Raw genomic sequence first — 15,743 nt, forward strand, 5'->3', positions numbered from 1 at the left:
GTTCCCGGTCAGGATTTGGCCGGCTCGACAGTGAAGAACGTCTTGGGCGTGAGCGTCTTCCGGGCCACTTTGTCGGTCACGACCACGGTGACTTCATAGCTGCCCGGCTCCAGCTTTTCGAGCGGGATGAGCCGCCCCAGCACAATCTGCTGTCCGTAACCGCTCAGGTCGGAAATGCCATTTTTGCCGTCCTCACGGATACGCTGCACTTCCTGCCCGGTCTTGACATTGGTGATAACGTATTCGACTTCGATGGCCGGACGCAGTGAAGCCTGGTCAATCTGGACGTTGTACACCTGCATGTACACCCCCAACGACTGATTCTGCTTGAAGCGCTGCGTCACACTCGGCCGCACTTTGTTGGCGCCGATGATGAACTGGCTGCCCGAAACGCGCGTGACCGGCTCGACGAGGTCGGCCAGAATGAGTGAACTCGTCGAAAGCGCCTCCGGCGAGTAGCGCGGCACTTCAAAACCCTGGCGGACGATGCCGGTGTGCCCGCTCGTCACATCGCGGACAACGAAGTCAATCTTGTAGTTGCCCGGCGGCAGGATCAGGCTTTTCTGATAGACGGAGTTGAGTTTGCGTCCGACCTCGAACTGGGACTGCTGATAGGTGATGATGGGCGCTTCCTCGAAAATCCCCACCCGTTTGCCGGTCAGCGCCGACACGCGGGCATAGATGTTGAGCTGGGCTTTCTGAATGCCACCCTCATCCTTGAAGCCCAGGTCGCCGTTGTTGAACATCAGGGTAAAGGTCGTCACGATGGCGGATTCGCCGGCGCGCAGGAAGTCCGTGCGCACGTCGAACGGCAGCACGTCGAACTCCACCTGTTGGTCAACCCGCTCGGCCAACTGGCGATAGCGTACCGAGGGGGCGCGTTGGAGATTGGTGAGAATCGCCAGGCGCTCGAAGGGCATGTCCTGCGTCCGCATCGGATACAGCGGATTGTTGCCATACCGGTTGCCGGGATTGAAGAACGGCCGGTCCACCTTCGAGGCCAGCCCAAGCTGCTCAGCCAGGGTCAAGCCGGCGTTCGGAACAAACAACAGGGCATCCTTTTCATCGGCGTTGCGGGCAATGCGGTATTCGCCGCTTCCCGTCGGGTCCACGAACTCGATCTCGATGCCCGAACCGACGCCTTCCAGATACCGGTAGAACCAAATCTCGAACGGGTAGGTCGAGGTCGTTCCGCCGCCTTCGTAAATCGGGCGCTCGTAAGGCCCCCCGGCCGGACGCGATTCGACGCTATCCGGCGGCCCCCAGGTGATGTAAATACGCCCCCGGTCCGTCTTCCAGCCGGGAATGCCGGAGGTGAACTTTTCATTGGCATAGGCAATGCGCCGGTAGTATTCCTCGCGGTACTCATTTTCCGGCGTGTCCGGGTCCGGGTCGCGCCGCAGCCAGAACTGCTCGATGAATTCCTCGCGCTCTTCGTCGGTCTGAAGTTTTTTGAAGGCTGCGCGCTCTTCCGGCGTGATGATGTAGTCCACGTCTTCGTTGACCCAACGCTGGTAAATTTTGTCGAGTTCAATCTTGCGCGGTTTCTTCTTCTTGGGTTGTGAATCTTCCTGCGCGTACGTCGCCAGAGGCGCCAGCGCCGTAGCGATCCCCAGCCCGACGGCCAGCACCAAACGCCCAATATCCTTCAGATTTGACATGGTCGGCAAAACCTCCACGACCGCTTCCGTGTTTTGAAACCAAGGGTCACGCTGCCCGGGCCGAAGCAGCCCCCGTCAGTGCGCTCCGGGAGCCGTTCGCCAATGCAGACGTGAGTTTAGAACACTTGCCGGCCGGCGGCGCAAGCCCACGGGAACAGGACTTTGCAGCGGCGCGGCAGCTTCCGCCACCGCCACCTTTCCGGGCGCACATTCAGACGCGGCCGGGCCGCACAATGCCGGGTGCACTATGCGGAGACAGGTTCAATGGCCACTGCGCGCCGCCGCAAAACCGGCGACACGCCGGCAAAGATAATCCCGCTGAGAGCCGTGGCGGCCACACACAGCAACATTGCCTGCCGGAGCGCCTCGGTCATCACCGCCGCCGAAGCCTGTTCACCGGCAATCACGTCCGACAGGAATCCCACGATGACCGGCGAAGGCATATCCCCCAGGATGTGAATGGCGAACATGTAAAAGGCAATGGCCGTGGCACGCAGCGAAGCGGGGACGAGATCAGTGACAATGGCCGCGACGGGTCCGTGGTAGAAGCTCATAAAGAACGTGGCGATGAAACCGGCCGTGATGAACTGGCCCAACGTGGGGGCGTACAATCCCCAGTACAGGAAAGGGGCGCCGAGCAGAAAGGCCACGGCCATGGTGAGGGCGCGTCCGGCCGCAAACCGCTGCTGCAACCAGTCGGCGATGACCCCTCCGGCAATCACTCCCAGGAACGCCGCAATCACGATGGGCGTCAGCCGCACGGCGGCCTGTGACGAGGGAACGGCATAGACTTCCGTGACCAGCTTCGGCAGGAAGTGCACCAGAGCCCCGGCGGCGAAGGTCACGCTGGCCGCTCCGGCAATGACCAGCCAGAACGACTTGATATGCAGCACCTGAACCATGTCGGCCCATTTTGGCGGTTCGGTCAGGTGACTGCGGGGCGGCTCACGAAACAGCCAGACGACAACGGTCAGGAGCAGGCCCGGCAGGCCGACGACGAAAAAACAGGCCCGCCAGCCGATTTTCTCGCTCAACACGCCGCCCAGCACCAACCCCACGGCCGCGCCAATGACCAGTCCAAGATTGAAAATCCCGATGACCTTGGCCCACATCCGCGCCGGGAACATGTCACTGAGCAGGGAGGTGGCCGCCGGCGCATAAGCTGCTTCGCCCACCCCCACCGCGCCACGTGCCAGCAGGAGGTGACTGTAGGATGACGCAAATCCGGCCCCTGCCGTCGCCAGACTCCAGAAGCCGACACCGGCGGCAATGATTTTCCGGCGCGCCACACGGTCGGCAAGCACCCCCAGTGGGATGGCCGCCAGGGAATGCACCAGCATAAAGGCCGTCCCGAGGAACCCGACCGCAGTGTTGCTCAGATTCAGCTCGTCCTGAATGGGCTTGAGTAAGGGCGGGATAATTTGCCGGTCAACGTAGTTGACCACCTGCACCAGGGTAAGGATGAACAGGATGTACCAGGCATAACGCGAAGCTGACGCCGAAGCCCCGGCGTCAGCCGCGTCCGTCGTCGCAGGCGCAACCCGATGGGGCGCCGGAACATGACTCATAGGTTTTTCAATCGGACAACATCACCGGGGTTGTGAGGGAAACTAGGCCGTCGCCACACCGGCGCGGTTACAGTGCTTCTGGAGGGCCGTACGGATGTCAGCCGCAATGTCACTGGCGCTCCGGTGCTCGATCTGGTGTCGCTCCAGCTTGAAGACCACCTCCCCCTCCTTGAGCAGCCAGACCGAAGGCGAAGAGGGCGCAAAACCCTTGAAGTACTCACGCGCCCGCGCCGTGGCTTCCTTGTCCTGCCCGGCAAAAACGGTGGTGATGTGGTCCGGCAGGACGGTACTGGTCTTGAGCGCCTCAACGACGCCCGGACGCGCCGCCCCAGCGGCGCACCCGCACACTGAGTTGACGACGACCAGCGCCGTGCCCTCTTTTTTGCCCAGAACGGCATCCACTTCTTCCGGCGTGCGCAGTTCCTGCACACCATGATTGGTCAATTCCGCACGCATGGCGCGCAGCGCGCGCTCCATATCGAATCCGTACATCATCGGGGGTCATTCCTCCACAAACAGAAAAAAATATAAGCCAGAACGGTGACGCAAAGCGATGCCCACGAAACTGGCCTGGTCATTCCTGCTTCACCCTAGCATGACCATCGGCATCCGTCGCCTTGTGCCGCCGTTTTGATTCCTAGTATCGTCCCGCCCATGCGGACGGTACTGGGCATTGAAACATCCTGTGATGAAACGGCTGCCGCGGTCGTCATCGAGGGGCGACAGGTCATCTCGAACATCATTGCCTCCCAAATGGAGGTTCATCGTCCCTACGGCGGTGTCGTTCCAGAAATTGCCTCCCGCCAGCACCTGGAGGCGATGGCGGACGTGGTGGCCAGCGCCGTGGCCGGGACTGGCTTTGACGGCCTCGACGGGATTGCCGTCACTTACGGACCCGGGCTGGTGGGCGCGCTGCTGGTCGGTTTGTCTTACGCCAAGGCGCTGTCTCTGGGGCTGGATGTTCCGCTGGTCGGCGTGCACCACATCGAAGGACACCTGTTCTCAACAGTTTTTGAATACGGCGACTGGGACTATCCGGCCCTGGCCCTGATTGTTTCCGGCGGGCATACGGACCTGTTCTATCTTCCGGCCGCACTGACTTATGAGCGTCTCGGACACACCCGTGATGACGCCGCCGGTGAAGCCTACGACAAAACCGCCCGCCGTCTGGGCCTTGGCTACCCTGGCGGCCCTATCCTCGACCGGCTGGCGCAGACCGGACGCCCGGAAGCTGCGCCGCTGGTGTACCGCCCGCCGCTCATCCCCGACGCCCCTTATGATTTTTCGTTCAGCGGACTCAAAACGGCCGTGCTGCGCTACATCCGCGAGCAGCAGATTGCGCCGCTGCCGGAAGGGCTGAACCGGGACACCATCCTGGCGCAGGCCCCCGACGACATCCGCAACCTGGCCGCCAGCTTTCAGCAGGCGGTGGTCAACACGCTGATCGGCGTACTGGAGCGGGCCATCGTGGCCTACCGTCCACGGGTGGTGCTCACGGGCGGGGGCGTGGTGTGCAATTCGGCCTTGCGGCGGGCGCTGGCCGAACTGGCGGAGCGCATGGGTGTCGGGATTCGCGTTCCACACCCCAGGTACACAACCGACAACGCTGCCATGATTGCGGCCGCCGGCTATGCCCACCTCGTGCGCGGCGAACGGCACGACTGGTCGCTGGAACCTGCCCCGTCGCTGCGCCTTGGAAGCCACACTGCCGCGCGCCCGCAGCCCTTTCGAGCATGACCGGAACCGACCGACCGACGGCACACCAGAAGAAAGCACCCGTTTGGGTTGTGTTCCTCTGGGGGCTGCTCATCGGCGTCCTGGGTTGGTACAGCTTTGAAAGGACCCTCACGCACGGCTATGTCATTGATGACGTAGGTATTGTGGAGAGCAACCCCAATGCAGCCGCAACGGCCAGTCTTCCGGCGCTGTTTCAGAAGCACTACTGGCAGGGCACCTTTTCAACGGAAAGAGGGCATCGGAACTTCCATTACCGACCGCTGGCCATTGCCTCTTATGTTCTCACGGCGCGTTCTCTGGGAAACGGCCCGGCTCCGCAGCACCTTGTGAATGTGGCGCTGCACATCATCGTTTCCTGGCTCATGCTCTGGGTGGTTTATGCCTGGCTTCAGGATACCCTTGTGGCCGGACTGGCCGGAGTCGTCTTTGTCACGCATCCGCTCCACACCGAAGTCATCGCCATGATCGTCGGTCGGGCTGAACTTCTGGCGGCCCTTGGCGCGCTCAGCGCCCTTGGGCTGGCGGTAGCCGCCCTGAAGCTCCCACCGGAACGACCCGTCTGGCAACACTGGCTCCTGGCAGGTGGAGCGGCCCTCTGTCTGTTTGCCGGATGGCTCGCCAAGGAATCCGCCGTGCTGTTTTTTCCGCTCTGGCTGCTCATCGGATGGGCCGGCACGCCCGGCACCGGCTGGCAGCGGCTGGGGGCGCTCGCCAAACGGGGCTGGCGAACGGGCATCGCATGTGCCGTAAGCACGGCCTTCTTCTGGTATCTCCACCAGCGGATTCAGTCCGGTGTGCAAATTGTACCGATTGACTTTGCCATGAATCCCCTCGCTTACGCCGGGCGGTGGGAGCGCTGGGCCACCGGACTTGTCCTGCTGGCGAAATACCTCGTCATGCACCTGTGGCCCTTTCCGCTGCAGGTGGACTATTCCTTCGACAGCATCCCTGTCGTGACCATGTGGCGCGACAGACGGCTGTGGTCGGCGACAGGCGTTCTTGCCGCAGCCGGCAGCCTGCTCGTGGTCAGCTACCGCCGCCGGTCGCCGGCCTGGGTTGGGCTGGCCTTTCTGATCGGCAGCGCCGCCATGTTTTCACACTTCCTTCGGCCGTTGGGCTTCGTTTTCGCCGAGCGGGTGATGTACCTGCCCAGTGTGGGATATGCGCTGGCAGCGGCAGCCGGTTTCCATGCCCTCTGGAACGGCACCGCGTCACGTCCGTGGGCGCAGTGGCTGACAGCCGGGGCAATCGCCCTGCTGACCGGGCAGGCGTCCTGGCACACACGGCAGGAAAGCGTTTTTTACCGCGACAGCCTGACCGCTGTGGCCCGCTCGCTGACCACAGGCAACCAACGCAGCGTCTGGCTGTGGCAGGCCTACGGCACAGAACAGCTCAACGCCGGACGGTTGACCGAAGCCGTGACCGCCCTCGAACGCGCCCGCGCCATCCTTCCGCTGGCGGAAACGTGCGCGACGTTGGCCAAAGCCCACCTTGCGCTGGGCAATTCGGACGCCGCGCGGAAGGCGGCACATGAAGCCGTGACCCGCGACCCCACATGGATGCCCTACCGTGAATTGTTCGGTGTGATACTGTTCGAGGCAGGACAGTTGGATGCGGCCGCCGCCCAATTCGAGGCCGCACTCGTGCTTGTCCCGGAGGATGCCCGACTCCATGCCCAGCTTGCGGTTATCCGCCAGCGCCAGGGACAAACCCCCCAGGCCATCCGGCATTATGAACAGGCGCTCCGCTTTCAGCCTGATGAACTGCGCTGGTGGGCTGCCCTTGGTCGGCTGCACCTCGCCGCCGGAAACCCGGAGCGGGCGCGGTTCTGCTATCGTCAAGTTCTTGAAGGACGCCCTGACCCGGCGCTGCGCGACGCGGTCGAACAGCAGTTGAAAGACCTCGACGCCCAGCGCCCAACCTTTTCCAGTCCCCTTCCGCACTGACGTATTGGCATGTCCAGCACCACACCTTCCACTGTTGCCCTTGCCGAGGCCATTCTGGCCCGCAGTCCCCGCGCCGTGGCGCGCGGTATTTCCCTGGTCGAAAACGATGCCCCGGAAGCCACAGACCTGCTGAAGCTGATTTTTCCCCACACCGGACACAGCCGGGTGATTGGGCTGACCGGTGCCCCCGGCGCCGGCAAAAGCTCGCTCACCGACAAGCTGGCCCAGGTCTATGTTGACCGGGGGCAGCGGGTCGGCATCGTGGCGGTTGATCCGTCCAGTCCCTTCTCCGGTGGAGCCATTCTCGGCGACCGGATTCGCATGCCCAAACTGGCGACGCATCCGCAGGTGTTCATCCGCAGCATGGCCACACGCGGCAATCTGGGTGGGCTGGCGCGGGCGACGACGGAAGCCGTCCTGCTGCTCGACGCGGCCGGCTATGAGGTCATCATCGTGGAAACCGTCGGCGTGGGACAGGATGAAGTGGACATCGTCAAAACCGCCGATGTGACGGCCGTCGTCGTCGTTCCCGGCATGGGTGATGATGTGCAATCCATCAAGGCCGGCATCATGGAAATCGGCGATGTGTTTGTCATCAACAAAGCCGACCGGGAGGGCGTCGAACGGACACAGATGGAACTCGAAGCCCTGCTTGAACTCGCCGCGCGCCCGGATGGCTGGCAACCGCCCATCGTGCGGACGATTGCCACGGCGACGCCACCGGTCGGACTCGATGCGCTGGCGACGGCTCTGGACAGCTACCTGACCTTTGTCGCTGAACACCCGGAGGTGCGCGCCGAGCGGCGGCGGCGCATCCTGGAGCGACGGCTGCTCGAACTCATCCGCGACCGCCTGCTGCGCCACGTCTGGCAGCGCGAACTGCACGACGGCAAACTGGAAGCGGCTGTCCAGCGCATCGTCAACCGCGAAACCGATCCCTACACCCTGGCCGATGACATCGTCCGGCGGTTGACCGCCTCCCCGGCCTGAAGTTACGGGCGAACGCCATTCGCCCCTACGCGCCGTGTCTTCGCGTCCGGCCCGGGCTACGGCCCGATTACAGCTCGATGCGGACCTTTTCCAACCGTGTCACTTCCTCGCCCAGACACAGCGTTGCCACGCGGCGGAAACGCTCACTGGCATCCGTGACGCAAAAGCGCGTTGCCGCCGGAAGGTTTCCGGGCGGTGCAAAACAGGCGTTCTGCTCCAGCACAGCCACGACTTCTTCGGCGGCGCAGGCGCCTGAATCCACAAGGGTGACGCCTTCCCCCATGACGCGCCGGATCACATCCTCCAGCACCGGATAGTGCGTGCACCCCAGAACGAGCGTGTCCACCTCGGCTTCCCGCAATGGTGTCAGGTATTCGGCAGCTACCGTCGCCGTCACCGGATGCTGCGCCCAGCCTTCTTCGACCAGTGGGACGAACAGGGGGCAACTCTGCGATGTGACGCGCACAGCCGGCGCTATGCGGCGAATCGCCCGTGGATAGGCCGCACTGGCCATGGTGGCTTCCGTGCCGATGACGCCGATGTGTCCACAGCGCGTCACGGCAGCAGCCTGCCGCGCGCCCGGCTCGATGACACCCACCACCGGCACTGGAGAGTTTGCCTGAAGCAGGTCAAGCGCCACCGAAGAGGCCGTATTGCAGGCAATGACGATGAGCTTGACACCGCAGGCTAGCAGAAAAGCCGCATCCTGGCGGGCATACGCACAGACGGTTTCCGGCGAGCGCGTTCCGTAGGGGATGCGGGCCGTGTCGCCCAGATACACGAACGACTCCTGGGGCAGCCGGGCGCGGAGCGCACGATAGACCGTCAGACCGCCTACCCCGGAGTCGAAAATCCCAATCGGGCGGGCGTCACCGGGCATCGTCTGTCGGTACAACCGTCACCACCACCTCACCGCCAATGTTGAAGCGGTGGGTGGACGGAACCGGCTTGAGGGCCTGCGCCAGCGGCTCGATGAGTTCCGGGGTGATGTCCAGCACAAGCACGCCGCTGCCGGCATCCTGCATGCCGGGCATTGTTGCCGGACGAAACACCAGAGTCTGCTTGGGTCCCCAGATGAGAAACTCCCGGCCAAACTTGAGGCGCGCCGGAAAGAGTTCGGCAAAATCCCGCAGCCCTTCGGTATCGAGTTCAATCTCCACGCCCGGCCGGGGCGGCTCGGCCATCTGCCACCGGGCAATCTCGACATATTCGCCCTGCAGCGATGAGCCTTCTGCCGTGATGCCATCGCGGATGCGGGCCAGAACGTCGGCGCGGTCCGTAATGGACGCCCGCTCCAGATCGGTAATCCACAGCGGACAACTTTCCTCCAGCAGTCCCAGAACGCCGCGCGTGTTCCAGCGTTTGACCGCCTGCAACTCGTCCTTTGTCAGCCCGACAATCTGCAAAAAGTGCATCCGCCCATTGGGGGTGTCAATCGGGGGCAGTTCCGGGTCATCCACAAAAGCTACGCCCGAAAGCAGGGTGTCCGGCGCTTCCGGCGTCAGCGGCCCGTGCAGGTCCATGTGGTGTCCGGGACGAAAGGGATTGCCAGAGTTGAACACATACCGCGCCAGGTTGTTGAGAAACGGAATCACCCAGGTCGGAACCGTCTTGTCAGCCGCTCCCCGCGCCAGCCGGAACGTAAACTCAAAGCCCCACCCGCTCAAATCAGGCGCACTGCCGGGCGTTTTGGCATACAACTCGCTCATGCCAAAGGAAATACAGTGCCAGTGGGGGATGGGTGTGTCGCGTTCATAGAAGGAAATCCCATCGAGGGGATCGGGGCCGCCCAGACTGTACCGGACGATGGTTCCAAAATGCGTCGGTTCGGTGTGCGGATAAAGCCGTTCCAGCGCCTCACGAATGGCATCAATGCCGTAATCTGCCGCAGGGGAACTCACGAAGCTGCCTTCCTTTCAGGATGAACCTTGTTCACATCATGCCAACGGGCGACGGCTGGCGCCGACACTATCCGGCCCATGTAACGTTTCCGTGACCGGTCATTCACCCTTCACCGCCATGACAGATGGTATTCCGGCCACTCGACGGCGCGGGCAGCCTCGGTGACGTGAAGTGGGCGGCGCGTGTCCACCATGACGGCATACTCATCCGTATGCGTCTTTGACCAGCTTTTTTCGATGGCCTTCGGATGCGGCCCGTGGTGGACGCCATGCGGATGCAGCGTCAGCATCCCGGCCGTGATGTTGTCGCGGCTGAAAAAGTCGCCGGCGTGGTAAAACAGCACTTCGTCGTAGTCAATGTTGCGGTGGTAAAACGGGACACGCTGCGCGCCGGGCGCCTCTTCCAGCGGACGCGGCACAAACGAACACACCACAAACCCCTCACCCACCAGCGTCACGTGAACGCTTGGCGGCAGGTGGGCGCGGTGGCTCATCACCGGACAGAAGTCGGCAATGTTGAGCGCCCACGGATAGAGATCGCCTTTCCAGCCGGTGACATCGAGCGGATGAAAGGGATAGAAAATCCGCGTCAGCTTCCCTTCGCGCTGGACGCGCACTTCATATTCCTCCGCCTGGGTCGTGACGGGCACGAGGTCGGGCGTCCGTATTGCCGTTGCGTCATAGAGCGAATACTGCCCCAGCAGCCCCCGGTCGGGCTGGCGCAGGCGCGTCCCCAGGCTCTGAATCACGAAAAAGAAGCACTCATCAGTGCCGACAAACCGGTAGGTCGTGCCGCGCGGAATCACCAGATAATCGCCAACCCCAAAGCGCAACTGTCCGTAGTCGGTTTCCAGAACGCCGCCTCCGACATGGACAAACCAGAGTTCGTCGCCGTCGGCATTGCGCTCAAAGTAGGGAGTCGCCCCACGCCGCCGCGCGACGCCAAGCCGGACATCGGCGTTTTCCAACAGCACCGCCGGCCGGTCAGCGGATGTTTCGACGCGGCTGGTGTAAAACGCCTGCGGACGACACTCGCCCTCGATGCGCGTCCAGCCGGTCGGGGGATGGCGGTGGTAAAGATGCGAAACCGGCCCGAAGAACCCCTCCCGTCCGTGCTGTTCCTCATACGTGCCGGCGGGAATTTCGACGTGGGCCTGCTTTGTGATGCGTCCTTTGGTCTGATACATGCAGGATAGCTCCGGGGTGGACTGCGCCTGGCAGACGGGCGCTGCCACGACGAGTGGGTTTATCAGATGCCACGGCTGTGGCAAAATGCCGCCATGAAAACCAGTGGCATCAGCGGAAAAGATACGCGCGAAAAGATTGTTTTTCTACTGAAAACCCGTGCGCCCCTGAGCGTCGAGGAACTGGCGACGGAACTGGCCACGTCCGGCGTCAACGTCCGGCGCTACCTCGAAGCCCTTGAACGGGATGGGCTGGTGGAGTCCACTCTCAAGCGCCGCGAGCGCGGCCGCCCGGTTCACCTCTACCGCCTGACTGAACGCGCCGATGAACTGTTCCCGCACGCCTACGATGTCCTGAGTGTCGAAATCCTCCAGCAGATCGAACAACGCTTCGGACGCGACGTGGTGACATCCATTCTGCAGGGACGCGCCGACACGCTGGCCGCCAAAATCAAGCCCCGGCTGCAAGGCAAAACGCTGCGCAAGCGGGTCGAGGAATTTGCGCGCGCCTTCGAGGAAATGGGCTACCTGGTACGGGTCGAAAACGGCACGCCGGACAGCTATGTCGTCGTCATGCACCACTGTCCGGTGCTGCTCATCGCGCGTGACTTTCCCGAAGTCTGCGATGGCGACTGCCTCATTGCCTCACAGTCACTCGATGCCGAGGTCATCCGTCAGTGCGCCCTTTCGGAAGGGGCTTCCTGCTGCCGCTTCATCATCCGCCGCCCCGGTGCGGAAGCCTGATGCGCGCGCCCACGCGGCGCGCAGCGCCATTTCTTCAGCCGGTTTGCGAAAGGTTTTGACGTAGGGACGCTGCCGTACGGCGGCAAAGATGGCGGCGACTTCCCGGTCCGTCCGGCGGCTGTGGGCCTGTTCCTCCCGCCGCCGCCGGAAGGCCAACCGCCGGCAGGCCCACGCCTGCCGGAATGCTTCCCGATAGCCGCGCCGCGTCACGACATCAGCCAGCAGCAGCAGGCCCGTCAGCGCCAGGTGGGCCAGCCACCAGCGCGGGTCGTGCAGGTGTATCCAGTGCATCAGCAGCCGGTTCCGGGCGGATGTCACCTCAATGGCACGTGCCTCGAAACGCGACCGGATCGTGGCACTCGACTGGTGAAACACCAGACTGCGCGGCTCGTAGCGGACTTCCCAGCCCCGTTTCCACGCGCGGTAGCACAGTTCAATATCTTCCCAGTAAAACGGAGCCAGCAGTTCCTCGAAGCCGCCCAGTGCGCGCAGCTTGGCCGCGTCAAAGAGGCTGTAGCCGCCGCTTGCCGCAAAGGTCGGCAGAATCGCCTCCGGGGGCATCCGGTCGGGAAAGACATCGTAGCCTTCAAACACCTTCCAGTAGCCCTGGACACACCGCCCCAGCCGTCCGGCCCCGTCAATGGCGTCGCTTCCCAAACGCTGTGCCCGCGACGCCACGGCAAAGACCGTGGGCGTCGAAAAATGCTCCACCAGCGGAAACAGTGCGTCCGGCATGACTTCAATATCGTTGTTGAGCAGCCAGATGAGGTCGTGGCGGGCGGCGGCGAAGCCCTGGTTGCACGTCGGCGCAAAACCCCGGTTGACCGGCAGGGCGAGCACCCGTACGAAGTCGAAGGCAGTCGCCGTCAGCCAGTCCACGGTGTCGTCCTGGCTGCCGTCATCCACCACGAGGATTTCCACTGGCGCACCCGTGGCCGTCGTGTAGGTACGCAGCGCCTTCACCACCGAGGGCAAAAAACGCGCCAGAAGGGCCTTGCCCTTGTAGGTTGGAATGACAACGCTGACGGAAAACGGCATACGAGGCGTCATGGCAGGCGACTTTAGGCGAGCTGCGGAGAACGGCCAAACCCGATGCCTCCCTGCCTTTCAACGGCGATGCGACCGGGCCGGCCGCAGGCAAACCGGGACACAGCGTTCTGAACAACGACCATGCAGGTGACTTTTTTCGTCGTGGGCAAAACCAAATCACCACACTGGGAGGCCTTGGCGCGCGAGTACGAACAGCGCATCGCGCGTTTCCTGCCGTGTGGCACCAAAATCGTACGCGCGGCGGAAGGGTCTCTGGCGGCGCAGCCTAATCCGGCCCGCGCCTACGAAGGCAAGCACCTTCTGGCGGCGCTGCCGGCCGAAGCCCAGGTCGTGCTGCTCGATGTGGCCGGCGACATGGTTGCTTCCGAAGCCTTTGCCGAAAAACTGCGCCGGTGGCGCGACGGCGGCGCGCGCCATCTCGCCTTCATCATCGGCGGCCACTGGGGCGTGGCGGAGGAAGTCCGGCAGCGCGCCGACTGGTGCTGGTCGCTGTCGAAACTCACCTTTACGCACGAAATGGCGCGCGTCCTGGCGGCCGAACAGGTCTATCGCGCGCTGGCCCGGCTGGGGAACGTCCCTTACGCAAAGTGAAACATCTTGGCCTGGCCGCTGAACAGCCGCCGCAACTGCTCTTCAAGTGGCGCGCCGCCATCGCCCACCACAGCGGCGGCTTTTCCCTCGCGGAAGGCAATCTGTCCGCGCGAACCGTCCTGAAGCAGGAAGTGGAGCGTTCCATCCCGCGCGTTATGCACAACGTCCCGCAGCAACGCATCGAGCGTCTTCTGCTCCAGCGGATTCGGCGCCTCTGTGCCGTCGGCGCTCCCGGAAGAAGAGTTCTGCAAAAGCCAGTTGACGCGCGCGATGAGTTCATCGAGCGCGAACGGTTTGGCCAGGTAGTCGTTGGCCCCGCGCGAAAGACCGGCCAGCCGCTGCTCGGTCGCTCCCAAACCGCTCAGAAAGAGAAACGGCACTCCCGCAAGCCGGGGATCAAGCCGCACGAGGTCGCACACTGAAAGCCCTGACAGACTCGGCAACCGGATGTCGCAGATGACCAGTGAAAATGGCTGCCTGTCCCGGAGGGGGTCTTTGAGCAGGACGATGGCCGCAATCCCATCGCCCGTCGCCGTAACGTCGTGCCCTTCGGCTTTCAGGGCCGCGACAACGACCTCACACACGTCCTGTTCATCTTCAACCACCAGAATGTGAGCCATTTTCAGCTCCATCCCTTCTCTACGGCAGGTGTGGTGTAACCTTGAACTGTCCACCTGGGGAAGTTTTCCCATGGTACGAGCCAAGAGCGCGGGCAGGATGCCCGCACTCCCAGAAAAGACACTATTCAAGCCAACGATCATTTCGGCATGACGTACCCTTGGCGCGTACGCACCACCGCGCCTTCACGCCGCACCTTGACGTGAATCCGCCGGAAGCGACCATCCCGCTGTGCCTGTTTCGGATAGTATCCAAAACTATAAACGGCGCGCAGTTCGGCTGCCACAGCCGCATAGCAATCTTCGAGGTCTTCGACGGTTTTGGCGTAAAACAGCCGTCCGCCGGTCAGGGCGGCGAGTTCGCGCAACTGGTTGCGTGCAATAGCGTAACCCAGTCGCGCGCGCGCGCCGTAGCGCTCCACCACCTCGGCTTCGGTGTCGAGATAAATCGGCAGCAGCATGGCATCGCATTCCTGGGCCAGACGGCGCAACTCCTCGTAGGTGGTCACTGAGCCATAGTCAGGGCCGCCCGGCGGCAGGACGTTGTCCATCCCGTCGGTGACGAGCACGACGGCATTGCGCTCGCCACGGACTTCACGCAGGACGGAGTTCATCGTACCGGCCAGCGCGTCATAGAAGTTGGTTCCGCCTTCCGGCCGGCGGATTTCATCAAGGCGCTCCCGCAGTTTCCGGCGGTCATTGGTCAACGGGCACAGCAGGCGCGCCGTATCAGAAAACGTCACAATCGCCATGCGGTCTTCCGGCCGCAGCGTGGCCAGAAACCCCAGCGCCGCCCGGCGGATGACGGCCAGCTTTTCACGGGTACTGCCGCTGAGATCGAGCAGCAACACCAGGTTGAACGGCGTTTCCAGCGTACCGAAATAGGTGATGTCCTGTGGCTCGCCGTCCTCCAGAACGACGACATCCTCAAGCTGTAACCCGCGAATGGGCGCTCCGTTGGGCGTCGTCACCACGGCGTTGAGCACCACCAGCGTCGTTTCCAGAACGACATCGCTGCCTTCAGCCGCACTGACCGGCTCCTCAACCGTAGCTGTTGCCGGCCGATGCAGCACCGGCCGCTCACGGGCGCTGTTTTCCGGCGGCAGGGCCGTGGCGACGACATCCCCCCGGTCGGCCTGAGCCACCAGAATCGCGCCACCACGTCCCATCTGCCCGTGCAGCGCGCGGTCATCCGGCGTGCCGAACTGTCGGAGCGGCACTTCGGCGCGCACCCGGCCGTGGACGCTCGTCCAGGTCACGTCCGCATCCGCCTCCGGTGGAAGGCACAGCTCGATGTTGCCGTAGTAGGCCGTGGCGATGAGTCCGGCCGGCAGGCCCTCCACGCGCAACGTGCCGATTTCACTCATCAGGCGCAGATAGGTCTGCTCCGGCACGAGCACTTCCAGGTCCACGCCGGTTGTGGTGTCGGGCGGGTCCGTGGTGATGTTGAGCTGCTGCGGGAGTTCTTCAATGATGACTTCTTCAGCGCGCACCGGCGGCCCCGGCGCAGCATGCCGGGTTGCCGTGATGAACACATCCGGGCGCGGGACGATGCGGACAGAAATGTTGCCCCGTGGATTGCGGATGCGCACCGTGCTTTTGGGCGGCAGCAACGTCCGGGTGTCGTCGAAGTAACGCTTGACGGGCATCCGTGGCTCGAACCCCTGCTGGGCGCGGCTTTCGGCACTCCAGAGCATCCACGCCGCCAGCACTCCAACCATGGCGCGAAGCCATCCCACACACCGCATAGCCCG

The 15,743-nt window shown here is 63.4% G+C and carries 14 protein-coding genes; 5 read left to right on the forward strand and 9 right to left on the reverse strand.

Annotated features, from left to right (window positions below; translation table 11 throughout):
- Positions 1 to 8: 8 nt before the first annotated feature.
- The 3 genes from J8C05_RS08680 to J8C05_RS08690 all read right to left on the reverse strand — a co-directional run bounded on the left by J8C05_RS08680 (position 9) and on the right by J8C05_RS08690 (position 3,724).
- Complete coding sequence (locus J8C05_RS08680) at positions 9 to 1,661, reverse strand: GWxTD domain-containing protein (RefSeq protein WP_211421821.1); 1,653 nt, start codon at positions 1,659 to 1,661, stop codon at positions 9 to 11.
- A gap of 245 nt (positions 1,662 to 1,906) precedes the next feature.
- Positions 1,907 to 3,229, reverse strand: a complete 1,323-nt coding sequence (locus tag J8C05_RS08685; protein ID WP_211421822.1) for a spinster family MFS transporter — start codon at positions 3,227 to 3,229, stop codon at positions 1,907 to 1,909.
- A gap of 42 nt (positions 3,230 to 3,271) precedes the next feature.
- A complete protein-coding gene (locus J8C05_RS08690; protein ID WP_211421823.1) occupies positions 3,272 to 3,724 on the reverse strand; it encodes a BrxA/BrxB family bacilliredoxin in 453 nt (150 codons plus the stop codon).
- Between the two features lie 159 nt (positions 3,725 to 3,883).
- On the opposite strand from J8C05_RS08690, the gene tsaD reads away from it, so the two are divergent.
- The 3 genes from tsaD to meaB are packed head-to-tail and all read left to right on the forward strand — an operon-like array spanning position 3,884 to position 7,902.
- A complete protein-coding gene (gene tsaD / locus J8C05_RS08695; protein WP_211421824.1) occupies positions 3,884 to 4,966 on the forward strand; it encodes a tRNA (adenosine(37)-N6)-threonylcarbamoyltransferase complex transferase subunit TsaD in 1,083 nt (360 codons plus the stop codon).
- Complete coding sequence (locus J8C05_RS08700; protein WP_211421825.1) at positions 4,963 to 6,912, forward strand: tetratricopeptide repeat protein; 1,950 nt, start codon at positions 4,963 to 4,965, stop codon at positions 6,910 to 6,912. Before tsaD ends, J8C05_RS08700 begins: the two co-directional genes overlap by 4 nt.
- A gap of 9 nt (positions 6,913 to 6,921) precedes the next feature.
- Entirely contained in the window at positions 6,922 to 7,902 is a 981-nt protein-coding gene (gene meaB, locus J8C05_RS08705; protein ID WP_211421826.1) for a methylmalonyl Co-A mutase-associated GTPase MeaB, read from the forward strand.
- A 67-nt stretch (positions 7,903 to 7,969) separates the two neighbouring features.
- Here the strand turns inward: meaB and murI are convergent, their stop codons facing one another.
- From murI to J8C05_RS08720, 3 genes are all read right to left on the reverse strand, one after another.
- Positions 7,970 to 8,782 carry a glutamate racemase gene (gene murI / locus J8C05_RS08710; protein ID WP_211421827.1) on the reverse strand — a complete coding sequence of 271 codons (813 nt, stop codon included), beginning with the start codon at positions 8,780 to 8,782 and terminating at the stop codon, positions 7,970 to 7,972.
- Positions 8,772 to 9,803, reverse strand: a complete 1,032-nt coding sequence (locus J8C05_RS08715; RefSeq protein ID WP_211421828.1) for a suppressor of fused domain protein — start codon at positions 9,801 to 9,803, stop codon at positions 8,772 to 8,774. The genes murI and J8C05_RS08715 overlap by 11 nt, the downstream gene beginning before the upstream one ends.
- A 110-nt stretch (positions 9,804 to 9,913) precedes the next feature.
- Positions 9,914 to 10,990: a homogentisate 1,2-dioxygenase gene (locus J8C05_RS08720; RefSeq protein WP_211421829.1), complete on the reverse strand. Its 1,077-nt coding sequence runs from the start codon at positions 10,988 to 10,990 to the stop codon at positions 9,914 to 9,916.
- 93 nt (positions 10,991 to 11,083) lie between these two features.
- Between J8C05_RS08720 and J8C05_RS08725 the strand changes: the two genes are divergently transcribed.
- A complete protein-coding gene (locus tag J8C05_RS08725; RefSeq protein ID WP_211421830.1) occupies positions 11,084 to 11,731 on the forward strand; it encodes a helix-turn-helix transcriptional regulator in 648 nt (215 codons plus the stop codon).
- Here the strand turns inward: J8C05_RS08725 and J8C05_RS08730 are convergent.
- The gene (locus J8C05_RS08730; protein ID WP_211421831.1) at positions 11,639 to 12,781 is read right to left on the reverse strand and encodes a glycosyltransferase family 2 protein; all 1,143 of its coding nucleotides are present in this window, start codon (positions 12,779 to 12,781) and stop codon (positions 11,639 to 11,641) included. The two genes, J8C05_RS08725 and J8C05_RS08730, sit on opposite strands and share 93 nt — an antisense overlap.
- A gap of 120 nt (positions 12,782 to 12,901) precedes the next feature.
- Between J8C05_RS08730 and J8C05_RS08735 the strand changes: the two genes are divergently transcribed.
- Positions 12,902 to 13,372 (forward strand): 23S rRNA (pseudouridine(1915)-N(3))-methyltransferase RlmH, encoded by a 471-nt coding sequence (locus J8C05_RS08735; protein WP_211421832.1) that lies wholly within the window; start codon positions 12,902 to 12,904, stop codon positions 13,370 to 13,372.
- Here the strand turns inward: J8C05_RS08735 and J8C05_RS08740 are convergent.
- On the reverse strand, positions 13,360 to 13,992 hold the full coding sequence (locus tag J8C05_RS08740; protein ID WP_211421833.1) for a response regulator transcription factor: 633 nt from the start codon (positions 13,990 to 13,992) through the stop codon (positions 13,360 to 13,362). The genes J8C05_RS08735 and J8C05_RS08740 overlap by 13 nt on opposite strands.
- A 137-nt stretch (positions 13,993 to 14,129) precedes the next feature.
- Positions 14,130 to 15,710 (reverse strand): VWA domain-containing protein, encoded by a 1,581-nt coding sequence (locus tag J8C05_RS08745; RefSeq protein WP_211421834.1) that lies wholly within the window; start codon positions 15,708 to 15,710, stop codon positions 14,130 to 14,132.
- Positions 15,711 to 15,743: the final 33 nt, after the last annotated feature.

It is taken from the genome of Chloracidobacterium sp. N, assembly GCF_018304765.1.
GTDB lineage: Bacteria > Acidobacteriota > Blastocatellia > Chloracidobacteriales > Chloracidobacteriaceae > Chloracidobacterium > Chloracidobacterium aggregatum.

Coding starts and splice junctions, on each gene's coding strand:
- J8C05_RS08730 (WP_211421831.1), bottom strand. CDS start 12,781: ATGACGCCTCGTATGCCGTTTTCCGTCAGCGTTGTCATTCCAACCTAC.
- J8C05_RS08690 (WP_211421823.1), bottom strand. CDS start 3,724: ATGATGTACGGATTCGATATGGAGCGCGCGCTGCGCGCCATGCGTGCG.
- J8C05_RS08740 (WP_211421833.1), bottom strand. CDS start 13,992: ATGGCTCACATTCTGGTGGTTGAAGATGAACAGGACGTGTGTGAGGTC.
- J8C05_RS08735 (WP_211421832.1), top strand. CDS start 12,902: ATGCAGGTGACTTTTTTCGTCGTGGGCAAAACCAAATCACCACACTGG.
- J8C05_RS08745 (WP_211421834.1), bottom strand. CDS start 15,710: ATGGTTGGAGTGCTGGCGGCGTGGATGCTCTGGAGTGCCGAAAGCCGC.
- J8C05_RS08725 (WP_211421830.1), top strand. CDS start 11,084: ATGAAAACCAGTGGCATCAGCGGAAAAGATACGCGCGAAAAGATTGTT.
- J8C05_RS08720 (WP_211421829.1), bottom strand. CDS start 10,990: ATGTATCAGACCAAAGGACGCATCACAAAGCAGGCCCACGTCGAAATT.
- tsaD (WP_211421824.1), top strand. CDS start 3,884: ATGCGGACGGTACTGGGCATTGAAACATCCTGTGATGAAACGGCTGCC.
- murI (WP_211421827.1), bottom strand. CDS start 8,782: ATGCCCGGTGACGCCCGCCCGATTGGGATTTTCGACTCCGGGGTAGGC.
- J8C05_RS08685 (WP_211421822.1), bottom strand. CDS start 3,229: ATGAGTCATGTTCCGGCGCCCCATCGGGTTGCGCCTGCGACGACGGAC.
- meaB (WP_211421826.1), top strand. CDS start 6,922: ATGTCCAGCACCACACCTTCCACTGTTGCCCTTGCCGAGGCCATTCTG.
- J8C05_RS08680 (WP_211421821.1), bottom strand. CDS start 1,661: ATGTCAAATCTGAAGGATATTGGGCGTTTGGTGCTGGCCGTCGGGCTG.
- J8C05_RS08700 (WP_211421825.1), top strand. CDS start 4,963: ATGACCGGAACCGACCGACCGACGGCACACCAGAAGAAAGCACCCGTT.